1 rRNA gene is annotated in these 2,725 nt (G+C 52.8%); it reads left to right on the top strand.

Annotation, left to right across the window (positions count from 1 at the left end):
- Positions 1-2,713: ribosomal RNA gene (locus JMF86_RS34785) — 23S ribosomal RNA — on the top strand; the annotation flags it as partial.
- Between the last annotated feature and the right edge of the window lie 12 nt (positions 2,714-2,725).

The raw sequence follows: 2,725 nt of genomic DNA, 5'->3' as shown, positions 1-2,725 counted from the left end.
AGTGAAGCGAACGCGGTGAACTGAAACATCTAAGTAACCGCAGGAAAAGAAATCAACCGAGATTCCCAAAGTAGTGGCGAGCGAAATGGGATGAGCCTTGCACTCTTTATTTGTATTGTTAGCCGAACGCTCTGGAAAGTGCGGCCATAGCAGGTGATAGCCCTGTAGGCGAAAACAGTATGAAAGAACTAGGTGTGCGACAAGTAGGGCGGGACACGTGAAATCCTGTCTGAAGATGGGGGGACCATCCTCCAAGGCTAAATACTCGTGATCGACCGATAGTGAACCAGTACCGTGAGGGAAAGGCGAAAAGAACCCCGGGAGGGGAGTGAAATAGATCCTGAAACCGCATGCATACAAACAGTCGGAGCCTCGTAAGGGGTGACGGCGTACCTTTTGTATAATGGGTCAGCGACTTACGTTCAGTAGCAAGCTTAACCGTATAGGGCAGGCGTAGCGAAAGCGAGTCCGAATAGGGCGTTCAGTTGCTGGGCGTAGACCCGAAACCAGGTGATCTATCCATGGCCAGGATGAAGGTGCGGTAACACGTACTGGAGGTCCGAACCCACTAACGTTGAAAAGTTAGGGGATGAGCTGTGGATAGGGGTGAAAGGCTAAACAAACCTGGAAATAGCTGGTTCTCTCCGAAAACTATTTAGGTAGTGCCTCGTGTCTCACCTTCGGGGGTAGAGCACTGTCATGGTTGGGGGGTCTATTGCAGATTACCCCGCCATAGCAAACTCCGAATACCGAAGAGTGCAATCACGGGAGACAGACATCGGGTGCTAACGTCCGGTGTCAAGAGGGAAACAACCCAGACCGCCAGCTAAGGTCCCCAAATATAGCTAAGTGGGAAACGAAGTGGGAAGGCTAAAACAGTCAGGAGGTTGGCTTAGAAGCAGCCACCCTTTAAAGAAAGCGTAATAGCTCACTGATCGAGTCGTCCTGCGCGGAAGATGTAACGGGGCTAAGCTATATACCGAAGCTGCGGATGCGAGCTTGCTCGCATGGTAGGAGAGCGTTCCGTAAGCCTGCGAAGGTGCCTTGTAAAGGGTGCTGGAGGTATCGGAAGTGCGAATGCTGACATGAGTAGCGATAAAGGGGGTGAAAGGCCCCCTCGCCGTAAGCCCAAGGTTTCCTACGCAACGTTCATCGGCGTAGGGTGAGTCGGCCCCTAAGGCGAGGCAGAAATGCGTAGCTGATGGGAAGCAGGTCAATATTCCTGCACCATTGTTAGATGCGATGGGGGGACGGATCGCGGAAGGTTGTCCGGGTGTTGGAAGTCCCGGTCGCTGCATTGGAGAAGGCGCTTAGGCAAATCCGGGCGCGTAATTCAAGGGTGTGGCGCGAGCTCCTTAGGGAGCGAAGCAATTGGAAGTGGTTCCAAGAAAAGCCTCTAAGCTTCAGTCTAACGATGACCGTACCGCAAACCGACACAGGTGGGCGAGATGAGTATTCTAAGGCGCTTGAGAGAACTCGGGAGAAGGAACTCGGCAAATTGGTACCGTAACTTCGGGATAAGGTACGCCCTTGTAGCTTGACTGGCCTGCGCCAGGAGGGTGAAGGGGTTGCAATAAACTGGTGGCTGCGACTGTTTAATAAAAACACAGCACTCTGCAAACACGAAAGTGGACGTATAGGGTGTGACGCCTGCCCGGTGCCGGAAGATTAAATGATGGGGTGCAAGCTCTTGATTGAAGTCCCGGTAAACGGCGGCCGTAACTATAACGGTCCTAAGGTAGCGAAATTCCTTGTCGGGTAAGTTCCGACCTGCACGAATGGCGTAACGATGGCCACACTGTCTCCTCCCGAGACTCAGCGAAGTTGAAGTGTTTGTGATGATGCAATCTACCCGCGGCTAGACGGAAAGACCCCATGAACCTTTACTGTAGCTTTGCATTGGACTTTGAACCGATCTGTGTAGGATAGGTGGGAGGCTATGAAACCGGAACGCTAGTTTCGGTGGAGCCGTCCTTGAAATACCACCCTGGTTTGTTTGAGGTTCTAACCTTGGCCCGTGATCCGGGTCGGGGACAGTGCATGGTAGGCAGTTTGACTGGGGCGGTCTCCTCCCAAAGCGTAACGGAGGAGTACGAAGGTACGCTAGGTACGGTCGGAAATCGTGCTGATAGTGCAATGGCATAAGCGTGCTTAACTGCGAGACCGACAAGTCGAGCAGGTGCGAAAGCAGGTCATAGTGATCCGGTGGTTCTGTATGGAAGGGCCATCGCTCAACGGATAAAAGGTACTCTGGGGATAACAGGCTGATACCGCCCAAGAGTTCATATCGACGGCGGTGTTTGGCACCTCGATGTCGGCTCATCTCATCCTGGGGCTGTAGCCGGTCCCAAGGGTATGGCTGTTCGCCATTTAAAGAGGTACGTGAGCTGGGTTTAAAACGTCGTGAGACAGTTTGGTCCCTATCTGCCGTGGGCGTTGGATATTTGAAGGGGGCTGCTCCTAGTACGAGAGGACCGGAGTGGACGAACCTCTGGTGTACCGGTTGTCACGCCAGTGGCATCGCCGGGTAGCTATGTTCGGAAGAGATAACCGCTGAAAGCATCTAAGCGGGAAACTCGCCTTAAGATGAGATATCCCTGGGGACTAGATCCCCTTGAAGGGTCGTTCGAGACCAGGACGTTGATAGGTCAGGTGTGTAAGCGCAGTAATGCGTTCAGCTAACTGATACTAATTGCCCGTAAGGCTTGATCCTATAACAAGTCTG

It is taken from the genome of Burkholderia sp. E168m15 (assembly GCF_016586105.1).
In the GTDB taxonomy this organism is placed as follows: Bacteria; Pseudomonadota; Gammaproteobacteria; order Burkholderiales; family Burkholderiaceae; genus Burkholderia; species Burkholderia orbicola.
This window is presented reverse-complemented; position numbering and strand designations above follow the sequence as displayed.